Below are 15459 nucleotides of genomic sequence, written 5' to 3'. Positions count from 1 at the left end.
GCTTCGTCCAGAACTCTTGATCGTCAGCCTATCAAATCGTCTATTCTGATCGGCAGATCGCGAATGCGCTTGCCGGTGGCATGATAGACGGCACTCGCCACGGCAGCAGCCGTTCCGACATTGCCGAGTTCGCCCAAACCCTTGACGCCGGCAGGGTTGACCTGATGGTCGATTTCGGGGACCAGGATAACGTCGACCTGTTTGATGTCGGCGTTGACCGGCACGAGATAGTCCTGCAGGTCGCGGTTGACGTAGCGCGCGTGTCGCTGATCGATTTCCGTCGCCTCGTGCAACGCCTGGCCGATACCCCAGATCATGCCACCCATCAGCTGGCTGCGCGCGGTGCGCGTGTTCATGATGCGCCCGGCGGCGAAGGCCCCGACGATGCGCGGGGCCCGGATTTCGCGTGTATAGCTGTTGATGCGCACTTCGACGAACTCGGCGCCAAAGGCATATTTGACCGAATCTTCGTCGTTCTCTCCACCATGAAATTCCGACTGTCCGGCATAGAGTTTGCTGAGGGCTTCAGGCGAAGAACCCTTCGGCGCAAACTCGGCATATTCCTCGATGGCGCCGACTTGCATAGCCTTGAAGACATCAGCCAGCTTTGCGGATTTGCCGGTCTCGGTGACGACCTCTTCGTCCTTCAAGTCCAGCTTCGCATTGCCCGAACCGGCCAGCGGAGCCCCCCTGCCCGCAGCGGCGGCGAACAGCTTTCCGCGTATCGCGTCGCAGGCTTTCATGACCGCCGAGCAGACACTGGCGGTCGAGATCGATCCGCCCGACACGGGAGCCGGCGGCAAGGCACTGTCGCCCATCTCGACGCTGATCTTGTCCATGCCGATGCCCAGTCTTTCGGCCGCCATCTGGCCGGCGATGGTGCGAACGCCGGTGCCGATTTCATGGGAGCCGCACTGGACTCGAACCTCGCCATCGGCGGTGAGACGAACCCGGGCCGCACAGGGCGCGGCGGCAGTCGGATAGATCGCCGTCGCACAGCCCATCCCGACCAGCCAGTCGCCGTCGCGCATCGAGCCGACCTTGGGATCGCGCTTCGACCAGCCAAAGGCCTCCGCTGCCTGGTCGTAGCACTTGATGAGTGAGCGGCTGGAAAATGGCTTGCCTCCGATGGGCTCCTTCTCCGGTTCATTGATGCGACGAAACTCGACAGGATCCATGCCGAGGGCCACGGCCATTTCATCCATGGCGTTTTCCAGCGCGTAGACATAAGGCGTCTCCGGCGGCGATCGCATGTAGCCAGGCGTGTTGCGGTCGGCGTGAACCAGCGAAACATGCGTCAGAACGGCGCCGTAATTGTACATGCGCGCGGTGGCGGACGTGCCGCCGACGACATAAGGGTCAGGGCGTGACGTCACCTCCCAGGCCTCATGTCCGAACGCCGTGATGCGGCCGTCCTTGCCGGCGCCCATGCGGATCCTATGCCGCGTTTCGGCGCGATAGGTCTGCGTACCGAAGGCTTGCATGCGATTGACGACGCAGCGAACCGGGCGGCCAATGCGTCGCGCCGCGACGGCAACGATAGCGGTGCGTGCCGTCATCGGCCCCTTGGAGCCGAAGGCACCGCCGATATAGGGACTGACGATCCGCACATTGGCCGGATCGAGCTTCAGCTGGCGTGCCAGTTCCACCTTCCAGCCGGTAACGTTCTGGCTGGGCTCGTGTATGGTCAACTGATCGCCTTGCCATATTGCGGTGGTCGAAAACAGTTCGATCGGATTGTGATGCTGGGTCGGCGTCGAATATTTTTCGTCGATCTTTACCGTCGCATCCGCCCAGGCGGCATCGAAATCACCGGCCTTCGCATCCTCCTTGAACATTGGGTTTTTGCCGGCAGCCGGCTCCATCTTCACGCCCTTGGAATCAAAGCTGGCGGCGGGCCGTTCGTCCTCATAGTCGGCGCGGATCAACATTGCGGCTTCCTCCGCCGCCTCGAAGGTCTCGGCAACCACCAGAGCGATGATCTGACCGTCGTGAAAAACCGTCTTGTCGTGCAAAGGCCCGATCGAACTTGCGCCGGTGTTGCCGAATTTCGGCGTGTCGGTCTGGTCCATATCGTCATAGGTGACGATGTCCAGCACACCGGGTACGGCCCGGGCGTCTTTCGTGTGAAGTCCCGAAACCTTGCCCCGGGCAATGCTGCTGGTGGCAAGGGCACCGTAGGCGACGTTGGCCGTGACGATGTCGGCGGGATAGCCGGCCTGTCCGGTAACTTTTAGCCGGGCGTCAATGCGGACAACCGGATCGCCCTGGTTTTCCCTGGGGGCGGGTGCAGCTTGGTTCATGGCTCAGCCCTTCATATCCCGGGTTTCGAGCAGCGCCCGCACCAGCGTGCGCTTGCCGAGCGGTATCTTGAATGCGTTATGCTCGCGCGGTCTGGCATCGGCGAAGGCAGCCTCGGCAGCCTCTTGCGCCGCGGCTTCGTCAAGCACTTTGCCCTGTAGCGCGTCCTCTGCTTCGCGCGCCCGCCACGGCACCGTCGCCACACCACCAAGCGCAATGCGCGCACTCTTTACCGTCTCGCCATCCATGTCGAGCGCAACAGCCGCGGACGCCAACGCAAACGCGTAGGATTCGCGATCGCGAATCTTCAGATAGCGCGACCGGCTGCTCCACCGTTCGAGCCGCACTTCGATGGCGGTTATGAGCTCGTCGGCGGCGAGATCCGTCTCGATGTCGGGCGTGTCGCCCGGCCGTTTGTGCAGCTTGGCAAATGCAAGCGTGCGCCTTCCCCGCGGACCTTCGATCTCGACGGTGGCATCGAGCGCAACCAGTGCCTGCGCGAAATCGCCGTGATAAGTGGCGATGCAGGCATTGCTCGTACCCAGCACGGCGTGCTGGCGATTGGACCCTTCCATCGCAGCGCAGCCGGAGCCGGGTTCGCGCTTGTTGCACGGCCAGGAAATCTCTCGAAAATACTCGCAGCGCGTACGTTGCAGCACATTGCCGCCCAGGCTCGCCATGTTGCGAAGCTGACCGCTGGCGGCGAATTTCAGGCTGTCGGCAAGGGCCGGGCAACGCCGCCGGACGTCATCGTTGTCGGCTGCTTCACCCATGCGGACCAGTGCACCAAACCGGATCGTGTCATCGTTTATCCTGATCTGCCGCAAGGCTGGCTCGGCAAGAGTGTTGAGGTCAAGCAGTCGGTCCGGCCGCGCGACACCGAGCTTCACGTAGTCGGCCAGATTGGTGCCGCCGGCGATGAATTGCGTGTCGGCGCCGGTTGGCGGAACGCGCACGGCATCGACACGGGATGCCATGGCGATTGCAGCGGAGACGCTGGTTGGTCTTTCATAAACGAAGGGGCGCATCCTAGGCCCTCCTGATCTCGTCGCGCGCCTGGACGATCGCCGCAACGATGTTGGGATACGCCGCACAGCGACATAGATTGCCGCTCATATATTCGCGAATGTCATCTTCCGATCCAGCATGGCCTTCGTTGATGCAACCGATGGCGGACATGATCTGACCCGGTGTGCAATAGCCGCATTGAAAGGCATCGTGGTCGACGAACGCCTGCTGGACCGGATGCAGTTCCCCGTCCGTCGAGGCCAGGCCTTCCACCGTTGTGATCTCCCGCCCCTGGTTCATGACGGCAAAGCTCAAGCAGGACAGTACCCGCTTTCCATCGATCAGAACCGTGCAGGCGCCGCACTGACCGTGATCGCAACCTTTCTTGGTGCCGGTCAGGCCGACGTGGTCGCGCAGAGCGTCAAGCAGGCTGGTTCGATTGTCGAGCGCGAGATTGTAGGTCTGTTTGTTGATACGCATTGAAACCGCCGACAAGTCGCGCGGTTCGGCTGGCTTTTCGGACGCTGGCTGGGCAGCTCTCGTCGGGGAATTCACAAGCGGCATCACCGCCGCCGCCGAAACAGAGGCCGTCATGAACATGCGTCTGCTCAGGCCACTGGAAATCTTGGCATCGGACATGGCTGGCTCCGGGCTGGCTGGGTCTCAAGCGGCCCAAACCAGTCGCGGAGGACAAAGTTCCCTGCTCACGAGCCTGTGATCCTTTTTCTGCTGGCGGGATCGATATAACCGGAACCTCGCCTGTCGGGCGATGGTTGTGTGCCAAGGGCCGGAAGGAGGCGATCATGAGCGATGGTCGGCATGACAAGGACGGTGACAATGGACCTGTGTTCTCTGCGGAGCAGGTGAGACAGGGCGAGATCATCCTGCGAACGCGCACGCGTCGGGTTATCTTCATAGCCGGCTTTGTCGGCATCGTGATCCTGGCCATCGTGGTCAGGTTGGCAATCGGCTGAACCAATTCCGCCAGGCGCGAAACCGTGCCCGGTCGCCAGGAACCTTTTACGACCAGTTGTCGTTGACTGGCCACGGTCAAAACTCCTGGGAGTTCTCCCGTGGACGCGAAAACCCAAACCGAAGAACCTGAAACCGGCGACACGCACGCCGCGCCACGCAGGGCCACCTCGGAGGCGTCGCCAAAACACCGGAAAGACGCCGGTCAGGAGCACAAGCAGGACAAGCAGGCCGGAGAACCAAAGCCCAGCCTGCTGAGCTTCCCTCGGCGGCACCCTTACATATCCATCGCCATCCTGCTCGCAGTGCTGCTGATTGCCGTAGGGCTGGTCTTGTGGTGGCTGGACGCGCGTCAGTATGAATCGACCGACGATGCTTTCATCGACGGCCGCACGGTGACGATCGGTGCCGAGATATCGGGTCGTATCACCGATGTCGCGGTCACCGACAACCAGTCTGTGAAAGCCGGCGACGTGCTCTTGCGCATCGACGACAGCGACTATCAGGCAAGCCTGGCGGAAGCCGACGCCGGTGTGGCCTCGGCGCAGGCCGAGATCGTCGATGTCGGCGCACAGATCGAAGCACAAAACGCCAAGATCGATGCGGCACAGAAGCAGGTGGCGCAGGCCCAGGCCGCGCTCGAGTTTGCCAAAGCGGAGGACAAGCGCAACCGTGAGCTGCTGGCCAAGGGAACCTCCACCCAACAGCAGGCGGAACAGGCCGCTTCTACCCTGCGCCAGGACCAGGCCGCCCTCGACAGCGCCGGAGCAAACGTCGCTGCCGCGAAAAGCCAGGTCACTGTTCTGCAGGCACAGACCAAGAGCGCGGAAGCAAAGCTCAATCAAGCCAAGGCCAGCCAGGAGCAGGCCCGCACCATGCTGTCGCGCACCATCATAACCGCGCCTGTCACCGGTCGCGCCACCAGTATCACGGCCGCCAAGGGCACCTACGCCCAGCCTGGTCAGGTGCTGATGATGTTCGTTCCCGACGAGGTCTGGGTGAAGGCTAATTTCAAGGAGACCCAGCTTGATCTGATGCGGCCGGGACAGCCCGTCGACATCGATATCGACGCCTATCCCGAAAAGAACTTCCACGGCCGCGTCGACAGCATCCAGGCGGGCAGTGGCACCGCCTTCAGCCTGCTGCCGGCCGAGAATGCCACCGGCAACTTCGTCAAGGTGGTGCAGCGCGTGCCCGTGAAGATCGTCTTCGACCGACCGCCGGGCGTGCTGCTGGGTCCAGGCCTGTCGGTGGTGCCGACAGTCAAGGTGAGATGAGCGCCGTCGAAATGGCTGGTGAACGGAGCGAAAGCCGGTCCGCCGCCGGCGGGCGCAATCCGTGGCTGATCGCCGTCGTCGTCTCGATCGCCACCTTCATGCTGGTGCTCGACACCTCGATCGCCAACGTGGCGCTGCGCAACATCGCCGGCAGCCTCGCGGCCGGGATGGACGAAAGCACCTGGGTGATCACCACCTATCTGGTCGCGAATTCCGTGATCATCCCGGTTAGCGGCTGGTTGGCCAGCGTCATCGGCCGCAAGCGTTACTACATGCTTTGCGTGGCGATCTTCACCATAGCGTCGCTGCTGTGCGGCCTGGCGCCCAATCTGGAAATGCTCATCGTCTTCAGGATCCTGCAAGGCCTCGGGGGCGGCGGCATGGCACCCAGCGAACAATCCATTCTCGCCGACACCTTTCCACCCGAAAAACGCTCCCAGGCATTTGCTCTTTACGGCATTGCCGTCATCGTCGCACCGACAGTCGGGCCGACCATCGGCGGTTGGCTGACCGACCATTTCTCCTGGCACTGGATATTCTTCATCAATGTCCCATTCGGCATCATGTCGCTTGCCTTGGTGCAGTGGCTGGTGGTCGAGCCTGATGTGCTCGAGCGCGAACGGCAGGAACGGTTGAAGGGCGGCCTCAGAATAGACTGGGTCGGTTTCATCCTGGTCGCCACGGCACTCGGCTGCCTGGAGATCTTTCTCGATGAGGGCCAGCGCAACGACTGGTTCGCATCAGGTTTCATCGTGACCTTCGCGGCGATTTCGGCGGTCTCATTCCTGCTGCTGATCCCGTGGGAATTCAGTCGCCGCGATCCGATCGTCGACGTCCGCCTGCTGTTCAGCCGCCAGTTCGGCACATCGTTCCTGGTGATGATGGCGGTGGGCGCCGTGCTGTTCAGCACCACCCAGTTGATGCCGCAACTGCAGCAGACCGCCTTCAACTATACGGCGACCCTGTCGGGCCTGTCGATGATGCCGGGTGGCATCGCAATGTTGATGCTTATGCCGATTTCCGGATTTGCCGGCGCCATCGTCCAGCCCAAATACCTGATCATGGCAGGCATGTCCGTCGTCGCTGTCGCGCTCTGGCATATGACATCGCTCACCCCGGACGTCAGTTTCGGCTTCTTTGCCTTCGCGCGCATCTTCCTGATGATCGGTTTGCCGTTCCTGTTCATCCCCATCTCGACGGCGGCTTACGTCGGTCTTGCTCCGCAGCAGACGAACCAGGCGTCGGCACTCATCAACGTTGCCCGTAACATCGGCGGAAGCATCGGTGTGTCGCTGTCCAACACGGTGATAGCCCAGAACGCGCAAATCCATCAGGCAAACCTCGTCGGCCACACGGCACAGTCGTCACCGGCCTACCAGCAGGTTCTGCGTCAGGCGACCGAGCACTTCGTGGCTCAAGGCTCGCCGATGATCGACGCAAAACAGCAGGCGCTCGGCTGGATAGGACAGTTGATAGCGCGGCAGGCCTCATTGCTCGCCTATATCGATGTCTTTCGGTATTGCGCGGTAGCGACCGCACTGCTCGTTCCCCTCGCCTTGCTGCTGCGCTCTCCCCGGCCCGAAAAGCGTTAGCTCGCGCCGCGGCGGTGTATGGCGCTGCCCCGCCATGCGGCTTCGGCTTCGCGAACTTCCGTTGGAACCAGCGCGTCGAGTCGACGTTCAGCCCTTGTGCAACAGGAGGAGCTGGCCATGCCACGAGGCGACAAATCGAAGTACACTGACAAGCAGGAGCGTAAAGCCGACCACATTGCCGAAGGTTATGAGAAGCGCGGGGTTTCCGACAAGGAGGCAGAGCGGCGCGCATGGGCAACCGTCAACAAGGACGATGGCGGCGGCAAGAAGGGAGGCGGTTCGGGCCGCGGCAAACACACGGGCCATCCGGCGGCGCACAAAGGCGGCAAAAGCGGCGGCAAGGCATCGGCATCACGATCTGCCGCAAGCCGATCGGAATCGGCAAAGAAAGCTGCAGCGACCCGCAAGCGCAATGCGGAACACCGTGCCCATTGATCTGACGGCGGCGCTCAATGGGGCCGAACGATGGAAGGACAGGGATGAAATCGCAGCTCGTCAATGAGATCGGCGGACAAAGGACATTTGTCCTGGTGCTCGACCCAGGCGAAGAAGCGTTCGCGGCACTGACCGCCTTCGCGGTCGACCAGAAGATCGGCAGCGCGTCCCTGACCGCCATAGGGGCTTTCGAAAAAGCCACCGTGGGCTGGTTTGATCCGGACGCGAAGACCTACCGCAAAATCCCTATCGACGAACAGTGCGAGGTTCTGAGCGCGATCGGCGATGTCGCACTGGGTGATGACGATAAGCCCAGCCTGCACGTCCATGCGGTGCTGGGATTGAGCGATGGCACCACCCGGGGTGGACATCTGCTTGACGGCATCGTTCGACCAACGCTCGAAATCACCCTGGTGGAAGCGCCCGGCCATCTGCGCCGCAGCAAGCGCCCGGATCTCGGTGTCGCGCTCATCGATCTGGACGATTGATCTCCAGCCGCTCTGGCTCGTTCTCAGGCCTTCTTGCTCCGCTCAGCAGGTGCTGTGTCCGGCGCCGCTTCCCACCCGAACACGCTGCGCCCGCCAAGCAGATGCGACTGGTCGAATTCTCCCGCGACAATTTCCTTCAGGCTGGGGCCGGTTGCGTATCGTTCGACTTGCCGCGACTGATCGTCGAGCCGCCTCAAGGCACCGATTTCCTCATCGCGACCGAGCTTTGCCTTTTGCACGGCCGACTTCAGAACCCCGATCGTCTCATCATAGACCTTCAGCGGCACTGGAAATGGATGCCTGTCCTTGCCGCCATGCGCCAGCGAGAAGCGCCCGGGATCGGAAAAGCGGCAAGGCGCGCCATGCACCACCTCGGCAACGAGGGCCAGCGCGCGCACCGTGCGCGCGCCGACGCCGGGGACCAGAAGGAGCTCGGCGAAATCGGTGGGACCGCGGTCTGCGGCGGCGGCGATATTGCCGTGAAGACGATGCATGACGACATCGCTTTCGCGAACGTCATGATGGGCCGGCATGACCAAATGCGGCAGCAGCGGCTGCTCCGGTTCCTGCCGGCGCCTCGGCTCCGCGCAACGCTCCAATGCCGCAAGCTCGCCCAGGATGCGATCGGGTCCGAGCTCCTGCAAAAGGTTCAGTTGCCCTTGGCGCGACGCGTCGGCGCGCCTGTCGGTCAGGTTGACGATCTCGCCTTGATTGATGCCCTCGATGGCGGCATGCGGCTGGTCGACAAAACTCTTGAGCCCCTCGGAGAGCCAATGGTAGCGGCGCGCCACCTTGCTGTCACCGTTCATGCCTTGCTGCACCACGACCCAGCGACCGTCATCGGTGACGATGAAACCATGCAGGTAAAGATCGAAACCGTCCTGGACTGCGGCGCTGTCGACCTTGGCGACAAGACGGCTGACGGTGGCCAGGCCCGCTCCGTCAAAGCCGACGCGTTGGCCGATGGCTTCGAGTTCATGCGGGGTTTTTCGCGAATGCGCGCCGCGACCACCGCAGACATGAATGCCGAGCTCGCCGGAAAGCGGCGTGAGGCCACGCTTCAAAGCGCCCACGACGCTGGTCGTGATCCCCGACGAATGCCAATCCATGCCCATGACAGCACCAAAGGACTGGAACCAGAACGGATGCGCCAGCCGTCGCAGCAGTTCGTCTCGACCATAGTGATGAATGATCGCTTCGCACATCACGGCGCCAAGACGCGTCATGCGGTCGCCGAGCCATTTTGGCACGCGCCCGCCATGGAGTGGAAGATCAGCACTTCCCGATCGTTGCGTCACGTCTGCTATCCGTTCTGGTGTCCGTTATTCTCTTAACAGATAGGCAGCCAAACCGCGCAAGGAAGCATGGACACTTTCCGCCGAGCCGAGTTGGCGAACGTCAAGTCCAGTTCGAGAGAACCGTTTCCATCTCAACCGTCTCGACCTGCTGCGCGAAACGTTGGTGGTAAACGGTCAGCAGTGCGTCGTGGGTTGAATCGGAAGAACTGCATAGCGCGTCCGTGACGAGAACCACGCGATAGCCGAAATCGATGGCTCCGAGCACCGTGGCCAGAACGCAAACATCCGTTTCGCCACCGGTGATGACGAGCGTATCGATGCCGCGCTCCACCAGGAAGGCTCTGAGGCGCCCTTCGAACCAGGGCGAGTAGATGTGCTTGTCGATGATCGCCGCTGGCGGGCAGTAGCCGGCTAAAGACGGCAACAGTTCGGTCATTTCAGGCCCGATCGTCTCGATCGTCTGTGAAGCCCAGCGCTCATAATAGCGCTTCCAGGTGCCGACGCCCTGCCCCGGCTTCTTGGCTGGCAGGAAGCGTGTAAAGACCGTCTGCGGCGCGCGTCTTTCGACCAGCGTCTCGATCTGCGGGAGAACCCGGGTGATCCAGGGTGTTGCCCATTGAGACGGCTCGGCAAACAGCCGCTGCATGTCCACGCAGACATGCATGCATCGATCGCCCAGGGGACCGTATGCCAGCCCCGGCATCGACATCAGTGCGTCTCCGACCGGCCAAGCATTCCTGACTCCTCATTTTGCCAGCAAAGACACGCAACGCCGCGCGCAAGCACTGGTTCCTGAGATAGCCAACAGGAACCGACGCAAATGACCGGCGTTTTCGCTGTGATGAATGGAGGTGCTCGCATGAGACCGCGCGAGAGGCGTTGGAGCCGCAAGTCAACCGGGGCGCCAAAATGGAACTGAGCGGAGGATGTCTCTGCGGCACGATCCGCTTCCGCGTTGGAAGCGAACCGAGAGTGCATTACTGCCATTGTGATATGTGCCGGCGAGCGACCGGCAGTGCGTTCGCGGTTCTGGCCTGGGTGCCTTCCCAAAGCGTGACCTGGACCGATGCGACGCCGACCTATCGCAGGTCTTCGCCGATTGCCTGCAGGGGGTTTTGCTCCGCCTGCGGATCGCCGCTCAGCCTCGCCTATGACGCATCGCCGGGAGAGATCGCGCTTCATGTCGGAACGTTCGACGATCCGGCTCGCCTGGAGCCGCGCTACAATTATGGATCGAGGCAGCGACTTGGCTGGGTTTGCTGCGGAATGGACCTGCCGCACCACGACACCGAGGAGCGATGGTGAAACCATGTCTGAAGGGGAAGCCTGATGAGCATGTTTTACCGGGCGGCCAAGATTGCCGAAGAGGTCCACCAGGCACAGCGCGACAAGACCGGGCGACCTTATATCGAGCACTGTCGCCGTGTCGTTGACGCGGTCGAAACCAAGGATCAGAAGGTCGTCGCCTATCTCCATGACGTCCTGGAAAAGGGCGAAGGCTGGGACCGGACCAGGTTGGAAGAGGCCGGTTTTGGCCCGACGATCGCGTCGGCCGTCGACGCCATGTCGCGTAGGGACGGCGAGGATTACTTCGCGTTCGTGCGACGAGCGGCATCGAATCCATTGGCGCTGCCGGTGAAGCGCGCGGATCTGGCGGACAATATCTGGCAGGCACGACAGGCCGGGGCATCAACCGTCAGATACGAGGAGGCACTACGCATCCTTGATGAAGAGTTTCCACGCGGTTAGCACCTGCCTTGAATTTCAGCTCGCGCCGATGAGAACGGGCAATCTACTCCGTGACGTGGGGCGTATGCCTTCTGTCCTCCGCGGGCTCGACATCGATGCGCGCCTTTTCCGGATCGAATGCACCATGACGTGCAATGGCCCGCGCCGCGGTTTCAGGCGTCTCGTACGCCCACATGAAATCGTCAGCCGAGCTGCCCACGGCATGGACGCGCCAGTAGCTCGCGGTACCTTTCAAAGGGGAGCGGCTGGTGGTGTTCGTTTTTTCGAAAAGGTCAAAATAGATGTCTTCGAAAGGAATATAGAACACGGGCTCATGTCCTTCTTCCTGAAGCAACTTCGCCCGTTCCGTGGCAGCGACTATGGCGTCGGAAAATCGTACCGTCACCGTGCCCGCAAACGGTTCTATGGCCAACTGGCCAGCATGGTGTCTTGAGATTGCGCCTGAAGCTTGCATCCAAATTCTCCCTGGCTGCCGATTGATTGCGAGACCGCATTTCGGTTCGTCATGCATGGAGACGAAATGCGCGGCGATGCGTCAGGTTCCGGCCTTTACTATGGGGTCGATGGCGCCCCTCCTTCAGCGCTTGCCATGGCTATCGAGAAACGCAGCCAACATTCGCGAAACCTGATCAGAAGCCTCACGCGTCGGGAAGTGTCCGATGCCATCCAGCACCACCCGCCTGTAGAACGCGGTGAAATGCTCTTCGAGCCCCTCTGAAGACTGGGCAAACACAACGCGGTCGTCACCACCGTGAAGCGTCAGGATCGGCACGGTGATGATCTTGACCGTTGCTTGCCGGCGGGCGAGTTCAGCATAACGCGGATCGGGCTCGGCCTCTTCCCACCGGACCCGATAGGAATGCAACGTCACATCCGCCCAGTCAGGATTTTCGAACGAGCTCGCAACGCCATCGAAAATGGCGTCGTCGAACCAGCCTAATGGACCCCAGCTGTCCCACTGATACCTGGCGAATTCCTTGCCGTTCTTTCGTACGAACTCGGCGCCCCGTGCGGTCGCCATGAACCATTGATACCAAAATGCTTTCGCCTGTTCGGGCGTCGGCGTTGCTGGTTTGCCTGGTTGCCAGCCGAGGGACAGCGCAGCGCAGCACTTGATGCGGTCCGGAAAAACCGACGCGAGCAGATAGGATATCCGAGCGCCCCAATCATGTCCGACAACTGCAAAGCGGCTGATGCCAAGCGCATCTGCAAAATCCAGCACATCCTGCGCCATCGCGGCAATTTCGCCCGAGCGCATGGTTTCTTTCGACAGGAACGATGTCGGCCCAAAGCCTCGCAACCAAGGGGAAAACGTCCGGAAGCCAGCTTCATGAAGCATCGGCGAAATACGAGCGTATGTCGTCGCGTCGTCGGGCCAGCCATGCAGCAGGATAACCGGGGCGCCGTCCTGCGGTCCACCATCGAGATAGGCGACGCGCAGCAGAGGTGTGTCGCAATGTGAGACGGAGTTCATTTGCTCTGAGGCACCGTAGCTGGCTGGTCGCCGCCAGTCGTGGGGCCTGGTCTGGCGGCCTGATCAACCTGTGGGTTCTTGTTGCTGGTGGCTTTCATCGGCTCGGTGTTGTTGTCGCAGGCGCCGAGCGCAAGGGCAGCGGCCAAGACCAGGAATGAAAAGAACCTCTTCATCGAAACCTCCTCTGGTTGATGCCCGGCAAACGAGGTTCCGCCAATTTGGTTGCCCGACCGGGGTCCTCAAGACGCCATGGGATTGCCGATCAACGCTTCGAGCTATTGGAATCGGCCGCAACTGTCGGGTCAGGCAGAACCGGGCCACGTTCAGTCTCCGAACCCTCAGCTTCGATCTCCTGCACGGCCCGATCCCAGTGCTCCTGCTCGCGGCCTACCGGCCGGCCCTCTTGTTCCCAGATTTCATAGGCCCGTCGTTTGATCTTTTCTTCCCTGCTGTCCATGGCTAGATCCTCCAATTCGTCAGTCTCAATTCCGGGCCATATTTTTTGTTCCTCCTCTGTCGGCAACAGCCGCTGCCGGATTTCGGGAAGGCCCTTGTGGATTGCATGGGATGACCGGCTTGGTAAATTTCGTACCGATATTTTTTCGTGACACACCTATGCTCGCAGTTTTATGAATCAGGATATCGGCCAGCGCCGAGCACGTCCCTCTCCGATCCCACTGCCCGGCGCTCAACGCCGGATCGCTCGTCGCATCGACATGGCGGGCTGTTGCTTCGATTGGAGGTGACGCTCATGCGGGAATTGCCGAAAGACATCGACGCCGATGTGGTCATCGAAATCAGCAAGCTGCTGGACGACAGCCCGCTTTTCGTCCCGGTGCGGGTTCATGAACTTGCGGCCAGGGTGAGGCAGAGGGTGAAGACCGGCCTGCCAGACCTTTCGATTGAAGAACTGATCGTGGAGATGGCCTCCGTACGTCAGCTGGCCATGGCCTTTGATCTGCCTGGATCGGAGAATGTCGTGCAAATCCCGGTGCGGTATCGCCGCTAGCACTGCGACATCAAACGCTCCATCCGGAGGTCAGAACAAGCGACGCCTCAAACATCTGCGCACCGATCTCATCGCGTACCTTGACGGTTATCTTGACGAAATCGCAGTCGGGCATTTCGTCTTGGGCGACATCCTGCAAAATACGAATTGCTTCCGCTCTGGCTTGTTCCCGGGATTCGAACAGCTGCCCGTCATCGTCGGGTACCGTGCCGTCACCGTTTTGAAGATCAAAATAGTACCGTTTCATTTTTCCTGCCGCGCTGGAACATCTGGCGTTTCAATGATTCCGCTTCATGGTGGTTCCTGCCCGCTGGCCGTGCTGGTGACGACGTGGTCGTTCAACGCACCGCAGGGCGAAGCGCCGATATGAAAAGCACCAGCAACGCCAAGGCGTTGAGGCCTGCGGCGATGGCATGCGAATACTCCCATTGGCGCCGCAGCAGCTCCCAGTTTTCAGGGAGGACAGTCCAGTTCCGGGTCGCCTGATTGATTGGATAGGTCAGCGTCCAGAAGGCAAACTGCGTGGCGCCGATGCTTAGAAAGGCGACAACAACCAAGCCGAAAGATGCGCTCGCTCGATAGAGCAGGATCGCCAGGGCGGCCGTGGAGAGCAATGCTCCCAGCACCACGATGCCGAACAGGCTCCATCCATCATAGGCGCGCTGCGCAGCCAGATAGTTTGGCCCGTCGAGCTTCATCTTGTTGAACATAGCGAAGAAATGCGCGGCGGCCGGAGCGAAAGCCAGGGCAACGAAAATGAAGCTGACCACTCTCAGACTATAGATTGCCATGTCGGTCTCCTCTCCGGAGACAGCTAGGGCAATCGCCAAGGTTGAAAAGGTCGCTTTAACGGCGGCTTCCGCCCGCGATCGTATGATCTCAAGCGGGGTCGTTTTTTAGCACTCACGCATCTATCTCGGAACATTTTTTTTGGGTGCTGGTTCTACCCAGTGAAGGGACGAACCTTACCCAGGGAGATTTCCCATGAAACGTGTTCTCATTACCAGCATGCTGGCCATCGGGCTCGGCTGTGGAACGGCGGCGGCTCAGACACAACAGACCGAAAGCCAATCTGGCGCAGACGCCAACTGCGCTTCCGGGCAGGCTGACTGCCAGAACGGCTCCAAGATGGGCGAGCAGGCCCAGGGCAAAGCCAAGCTGAAGACCGACGAGCAGGCTCAGGGCAAGGCCGGCACCACCACCGACCAGCAGGCCCAGGGCAAGGCCAAGCTGAAGACCGATGAGCAGGCTCAGGGCAAGGCCAGCACCACCACCGACCAGCAGGCCCAGGGCAAAGCCAAGCTGAAGACTGACGAGCAGGCTCAGGGCAAGGCCGGCACCACCACCGACCAGCAGGCCCAGGGCAAGACCAAGATGCAGACCGACGAGCAGGCTCAGGGCAAGACCGGCACCACCACCGACCAGCAGGCCCAGGGCAAGGCCTCGACACAGGATACGACGTCGACCGGTTCCATCAACAACGTGACGGTGGAGCAGAAAACCCAAGTCACTCAGATTATCCGGGAGACGAAGGTCGAGCCTGTGTCCAATGTCAATTTTGACATCAGCGTCGGCGTCGAAGTTCCGCGGCACAAGGTCAGGCTGCATCGGCTGCCGGCTCGTATCGTCAAGATCGTTCCCGCTTACGAAAGCTACGAGTATTTCGTGCTTGCGGACGGTCGGATCGTCATCGTTGATCCGGATACGTTCAAGATCGTGCTGATTTTGACCTGATATGTCCGACGAGTGGTCCGCCCTCCAGAGGGCGGACCGTCATTGCCGGACTGCTATGGATTCAAAGCAACTCCGAAGAGAACCGCAAGCGGCAGGTGATACAATCTGCCACCGCATGGCGG

The 15459-nt window shown here is 61.1% G+C and carries 20 protein-coding genes; 9 read left to right on the top strand and 11 right to left on the bottom strand.

The features are described from left to right. Positions 1–23: 23 nt before the first annotated feature. The 3 genes from LB559_RS13255 to LB559_RS13245 are packed head-to-tail and all read right to left on the bottom strand — an operon-like array spanning position 24 to position 3948. Complete coding sequence (locus LB559_RS13255) at positions 24–2303, bottom strand: xanthine dehydrogenase family protein molybdopterin-binding subunit (protein WP_224674211.1); 2280 nt, start codon at positions 2301–2303, stop codon at positions 24–26. 3 nt (positions 2304–2306) lie between these two features. Beyond that, entirely contained in the window at positions 2307–3329 is a 1023-nt protein-coding gene (locus LB559_RS13250) for an FAD binding domain-containing protein (protein ID WP_224674210.1), read from the bottom strand. Between the two features lies 1 nt (position 3330). Next, entirely contained in the window at positions 3331–3948 is a 618-nt protein-coding gene (locus LB559_RS13245; protein WP_224674209.1) for a (2Fe-2S)-binding protein, read from the bottom strand. A 164-nt stretch (positions 3949–4112) separates the two neighbouring features. On the opposite strand from LB559_RS13245, the gene LB559_RS13240 reads away from it, so the two are divergent. The 5 genes from LB559_RS13240 (at position 4113) to LB559_RS13220 (ending at position 8073) form a co-directional block, all read left to right on the top strand. After that, positions 4113–4283 (top strand): hypothetical protein, encoded by a 171-nt coding sequence (locus tag LB559_RS13240; RefSeq protein WP_224674208.1) that lies wholly within the window; start codon positions 4113–4115, stop codon positions 4281–4283. Between the two features lie 99 nt (positions 4284–4382). Further along, the gene (locus tag LB559_RS13235; RefSeq protein WP_224674207.1) at positions 4383–5558 is read left to right on the top strand and encodes an HlyD family secretion protein; all 1176 of its coding nucleotides are present in this window, start codon (positions 4383–4385) and stop codon (positions 5556–5558) included. Next, the gene (locus tag LB559_RS13230) at positions 5555–7150 is read left to right on the top strand and encodes a DHA2 family efflux MFS transporter permease subunit (RefSeq protein WP_063172168.1); all 1596 of its coding nucleotides are present in this window, start codon (positions 5555–5557) and stop codon (positions 7148–7150) included. Before LB559_RS13235 ends, LB559_RS13230 begins: the two co-directional genes overlap by 4 nt. Positions 7151–7267: 117 nt before the next feature. Further along, the gene (locus LB559_RS13225; protein WP_224674376.1) at positions 7268–7585 is read left to right on the top strand and encodes a plasmid stabilization protein; all 318 of its coding nucleotides are present in this window, start codon (positions 7268–7270) and stop codon (positions 7583–7585) included. 44 nt (positions 7586–7629) lie between these two features. Further along, the gene (locus LB559_RS13220) at positions 7630–8073 is read left to right on the top strand and encodes a PPC domain-containing DNA-binding protein (RefSeq protein WP_027161655.1); all 444 of its coding nucleotides are present in this window, start codon (positions 7630–7632) and stop codon (positions 8071–8073) included. A 23-nt stretch (positions 8074–8096) separates the two neighbouring features. On the opposite strand, the gene LB559_RS13215 is transcribed toward LB559_RS13220, so the two are convergent. Both LB559_RS13215 and LB559_RS13210 read right to left on the bottom strand, forming a co-directional pair. Next, entirely contained in the window at positions 8097–9371 is a 1275-nt protein-coding gene (locus LB559_RS13215; RefSeq protein ID WP_013531557.1) for a DUF763 domain-containing protein, read from the bottom strand. 100 nt (positions 9372–9471) lie between these two features. Further along, positions 9472–10080: a cysteine hydrolase family protein gene (locus LB559_RS13210; protein ID WP_063168024.1), complete on the bottom strand. Its 609-nt coding sequence runs from the start codon at positions 10078–10080 to the stop codon at positions 9472–9474. A gap of 200 nt (positions 10081–10280) precedes the next feature. Between LB559_RS13210 and LB559_RS13205 the strand changes: the two genes are divergently transcribed. Together LB559_RS13205 and LB559_RS13200 are read left to right on the top strand one after the other, a co-directional pair. Next, the gene (locus tag LB559_RS13205) at positions 10281–10676 is read left to right on the top strand and encodes a GFA family protein (RefSeq protein WP_027161657.1); all 396 of its coding nucleotides are present in this window, start codon (positions 10281–10283) and stop codon (positions 10674–10676) included. 24 nt (positions 10677–10700) lie between these two features. Then, positions 10701–11120: an HD domain-containing protein gene (locus tag LB559_RS13200; RefSeq protein ID WP_027161658.1), complete on the top strand. Its 420-nt coding sequence runs from the start codon at positions 10701–10703 to the stop codon at positions 11118–11120. Positions 11121–11163: 43 nt separating this feature from the next. Here LB559_RS13200 and LB559_RS13195 read toward each other — a convergent pair whose 3' ends face one another. The 4 genes from LB559_RS13195 to LB559_RS13180 form a co-directional block, all read right to left on the bottom strand. Beyond that, positions 11164–11574, bottom strand: coding sequence for a DUF427 domain-containing protein (locus LB559_RS13195; protein ID WP_224674206.1), 411 nt, complete (start codon positions 11572–11574; stop codon positions 11164–11166). Between the two features lie 123 nt (positions 11575–11697). Next, positions 11698–12594 (bottom strand): alpha/beta fold hydrolase, encoded by an 897-nt coding sequence (locus LB559_RS13190; protein ID WP_063168025.1) that lies wholly within the window; start codon positions 12592–12594, stop codon positions 11698–11700. Continuing rightward, positions 12591–12767, bottom strand: coding sequence for a hypothetical protein (locus tag LB559_RS13185; protein WP_013531552.1), 177 nt, complete (start codon positions 12765–12767; stop codon positions 12591–12593). Before LB559_RS13185 ends, LB559_RS13190 begins: the two co-directional genes overlap by 4 nt. Before the next feature lie 89 nt (positions 12768–12856). Continuing rightward, the gene (locus LB559_RS13180) at positions 12857–13051 is read right to left on the bottom strand and encodes a DUF2934 domain-containing protein (RefSeq protein ID WP_013531551.1); all 195 of its coding nucleotides are present in this window, start codon (positions 13049–13051) and stop codon (positions 12857–12859) included. A gap of 294 nt (positions 13052–13345) precedes the next feature. Here LB559_RS13180 and LB559_RS13175 point away from each other — a divergent pair, with 294 nt between their 5' ends. Then, the gene (locus tag LB559_RS13175) at positions 13346–13603 is read left to right on the top strand and encodes a hypothetical protein (protein WP_013531550.1); all 258 of its coding nucleotides are present in this window, start codon (positions 13346–13348) and stop codon (positions 13601–13603) included. Between the two features lie 10 nt (positions 13604–13613). Here the strand turns inward: LB559_RS13175 and LB559_RS13170 are convergent, their stop codons facing one another. Together LB559_RS13170 and LB559_RS13165 are read right to left on the bottom strand one after the other, a co-directional pair. Further along, entirely contained in the window at positions 13614–13850 is a 237-nt protein-coding gene (locus LB559_RS13170; protein WP_013531549.1) for a DUF6894 family protein, read from the bottom strand. 91 nt (positions 13851–13941) lie between these two features. Continuing rightward, the gene (locus LB559_RS13165; RefSeq protein ID WP_224674205.1) at positions 13942–14433 is read right to left on the bottom strand and encodes a hypothetical protein; all 492 of its coding nucleotides are present in this window, start codon (positions 14431–14433) and stop codon (positions 13942–13944) included. A gap of 154 nt (positions 14434–14587) precedes the next feature. Between LB559_RS13165 and LB559_RS13160 the strand changes: the two genes are divergently transcribed. Then, positions 14588–15337: a DUF1236 domain-containing protein gene (locus LB559_RS13160; protein WP_127273922.1), complete on the top strand. Its 750-nt coding sequence runs from the start codon at positions 14588–14590 to the stop codon at positions 15335–15337. The last annotated feature ends 122 nt before the right edge of the window (positions 15338–15459 follow it).

Source organism: Mesorhizobium sp. BR1-1-3, from assembly GCF_020165455.1.
Taxonomy (GTDB): domain Bacteria; phylum Pseudomonadota; class Alphaproteobacteria; order Rhizobiales; family Rhizobiaceae; genus Mesorhizobium; species Mesorhizobium ciceri.
This window is presented reverse-complemented; position numbering and strand designations above follow the sequence as displayed.